Here is a 2990-nt window from a genome sequence, read left to right as displayed (position 1 = left end):
CCCCGGCCGCGACAACCCCGGCCACCCCGAGCACGACCACCGCGCCGCCCGCCCGCGCCACCACCCCGTCGACCGGCGCCCTCAGCTGGGCCCCGCCGGCCGGCTGGCAGAACTACCCGGTCCACAACGTCACCCCGAGCAACTCCGTCACGACCATCGGGGCCCGGAACGGCGACGTCCTGATCAAGCTGCCGGCCGACCGCCCGGCCGGGCCGATCACGATCGCCAACTGCCGCAACGCCGTCATCATGGGCGGGCAGATCACCGTCGCGCCCACCGCCCGCTTCGGCAACGACGACCAGCGCGCCATCTACGTGCACAAGTGCACCGGCACCGTGCACATCGAGGGCGTCCTCATCAACGGCAACGTCCCGGGCTCCCAGGCCGACGGCATCGCCGTGAACGCCCCCGAGGCCACCGTGCAGATCCAGAACGTCCGCATGGAGGCGCTGCGCGGCACCTACTCGGTGAACCACGCCGACGTCTTCCAGCCGTGGGGCGGGGTGCGCGAGTACCGGATCGACCGGCTCAGCGGCACGACCAACTACCAGGGCATCCAGGTCCGCCAGGACCTCGGCGCCATCGGCAAGGGCACCATCCGGAACACCAACGTCGGCAGCTCCGGGGTGACCCCGATCGAGCGGGGCGGGCAGTTCATCCGCATCGACTGCAACACCTACCCGCTGTCGCTGGAGAACGTCTTCATCGACCCGCGCGCCGGCCGCGACATGGGCTACAGCGTGTGGCCGCAGACCGACGACCGCAGCTGCCCCGCCCGGATCAGCAACGGCGTCGTCTCCTGGCCCTCGATCGGCAACCTGAGCGGCACCCTCACCCAGGGCAAGCCCGCGTCGGGTGACTTCGTCCCGGCCGGCACCGTCGGCATCGGGTACGTCAGCCCCGGTTACCGCTGACCCGACCACCCCCGAGGGGCGGGTGCCGCGCGAGAGCGCGGTGCCCGCCCCTCCGTCGTCCCCGGTGCGAAGGGGGCGACGGTGTGCGCCGGCCGTGAGTGGTCCGTCGTCCTAGTAGGCGCCGCGGCCGGTGAAGACCGCGCCCACCGTCCGCCAGAGGATCATCAGGTCCAGCGACAGCGACCAGTTCTCCACGTAGTGGATGTCCAGCCGCACCGAGTCCGTCCACGACAGGTCCGACCGCCCGCTCACCTGCCACAGGCCGGTCAGGCCGGGCTTGACCACCAGCCGGCGGTGCATCTCCACCCCGTACCGCTCGACCTCAGACGGCAGCGGCGGGCGCGGCCCGACCAGCGACATCTCGCCCCGCACGATGTTGAGCAGCTGCGGCAGCTCGTCGACGGAGTAGCGGCGCAGCACCCGGCCGACCCGCGTCACCCGCGGGTCGCGGCGCATCTTGAACAGCACGCCGTTGCCCTCGTCCACCGCCGCCAGCCGGGCGACCTGGCGGTCCGCCCCCACGTGCATGCTGCGGAACTTCAGCATCGGGAAGCGGTGGCCGTCGCGGCCCACCCGCTCCTGGCGGAAGAGCACCGGCCCGGGGCTGTCGAACCGGACGGCGACCGCGGCGGCGACGAGCACCGGCGCCAGCAGCAGCAGGAGCAGCACGGCGGCGGTCCGGTCGAAGGACTCCTTGACCAGCAGGTGCAGGCCGCGGAGCTCGGGGCGCTCCATCTGGAGCAGCGAGAGCCCGCAGACCGGGCGGACGCGGATCCGCGGCCCGGCGACCTCGGAGACCGACGGCGCGAGCAGCAGGTCGGCCTGGGTCTTCTCCAGCTCCCATCCCAGCCGGCGCAGCGCCGCGCCGTCCAGCTCGGGGGAGGGCAGCACGGCCACGGTGTCGACCTCGTAGCGCTCGACGACGTCGACCACCTCGTCGAGGTCGCCGAGCACCGGCAGCCCGCCGGGGCCGGCGCGCAGCCCGGAGCGGTGCGGCAGGCAGCAGCCGACCACGCGGTAGCCCTGGTCGGCCTCGCGCTCCAGCTGCTCGCGCAGTGCCGCGACGCCGTTGCGGTGCCCGACGAGCAGCGTCGTCTGCTGGAACCGCCCGTGCGCCCGCTGGCGGCGCAGCCAGACGCGGTGCGCCTGGCGCTGGGCGAGGGTGAGCAGGGTGGCCAGCGGCAGCGCGACGACGACGAAGCCGCGCGCGACCTCGAGCTTCAGCCCCCAGGAGACGGTGCCCACGATGGCGAGCAGCAGGGCGGCGGCGAAGAAGACGCGGCGGAACTCCTCCGGTCCCTCCCAGAGGTAGCGGCTCTCGTAGCTGCGGGCCACCACCATGGCGAAGACCCACACCGCGGGCAGCGCGACGGCGATGGCCAGGGAGGCGTTGGTGAGCCCGACGTCCGGTGGCGCGTAGCGGACGAGCAGGCCGCTGCCGGCGGCCGCGCTCGCGCAGATGGCGTCCCACACGACGAGCCGGCGGACGTAGGGCCCGCGCCAGGCCCGGCGCGCGGCGGTACCGGCGCCGCGCAGCCGATCGGGCCCCGGCAGCCGCTGGAGCGGCACGGCGCGCTGCTGGGCGAGGTGGTCGGACGGAACGGCTTCACTGCTCATCGCGGAAGTTCCCTGAGGTGCGAACGGCGCTCCGGCGCCGGTGGGACGAGGTCCCGTTGGCGGTCGCGCACGTGCGGGGTCATGGACTGGTCGACGAGCCGATCGGAGGACCGGCGGGGCGGGACGGAGGGGGGTGCGCCCGTCAGTCGGGGCTGGCACCCGGGTCCTCGACGCGGCCCAGGAGGACGGCGTCGTGCCCGCGGGCGATCCGGATCGAGCCGGCGAGGAAGGCGGGGAACCCCGCGTCGAGCACCGCCAGGGCGGCGTCCGCGTGGTCGGTGTGGCTCGCGCTGCACGACCCACCGCCGGAAGCAGAGGCCGAGGCGGGGCCCACGGGCGCGGGCGCGTGCACCGGGGCGGCCGGCGTCGCCGGCGGGCTGGGCGGCGGAGGTCGGCGTACCGGTGGCGCCGCCGGTGTGGGCGGGTCCTCGCCCGGTGCGGTCCGGCCCAGCCCCGTCG

Annotated in this window: 3 protein-coding genes; 1 reads left to right on the top strand and 2 read right to left on the bottom strand. The window is 74.8% G+C overall.

Annotation, left to right across the window (positions count from 1 at the left end; genetic code table 11):
• Nucleotides 1–914: hypothetical protein (locus E9549_RS22540; protein ID WP_236828831.1), on the top strand; the 914-nt coding region annotated here is incomplete at its 5' end.
• Between the two features lie 111 nt (nt 915–1025).
• On the opposite strand, the gene E9549_RS22535 is transcribed toward E9549_RS22540, so the two are convergent.
• Both E9549_RS22535 and E9549_RS22530 read right to left on the bottom strand, forming a co-directional pair.
• Entirely contained in the window at nt 1026–2531 is a 1506-nt protein-coding gene (locus E9549_RS22535; protein WP_236828830.1) for a sugar transferase, read from the bottom strand.
• Between the two features lie 142 nt (nt 2532–2673).
• On the bottom strand, nt 2674–2990 hold a 317-nt coding region (locus E9549_RS22530; protein WP_236828829.1), incomplete at its 5' end, for a hypothetical protein.

The organism is Blastococcus sp. MG754426 (assembly GCF_021699055.1).
GTDB lineage: Bacteria > Actinomycetota > Actinomycetes > Mycobacteriales > Geodermatophilaceae > Blastococcus.
The sequence above is the reverse complement of the archived record's forward strand: the minus strand, read 5'-3'. Positions and strand labels throughout refer to the sequence as shown.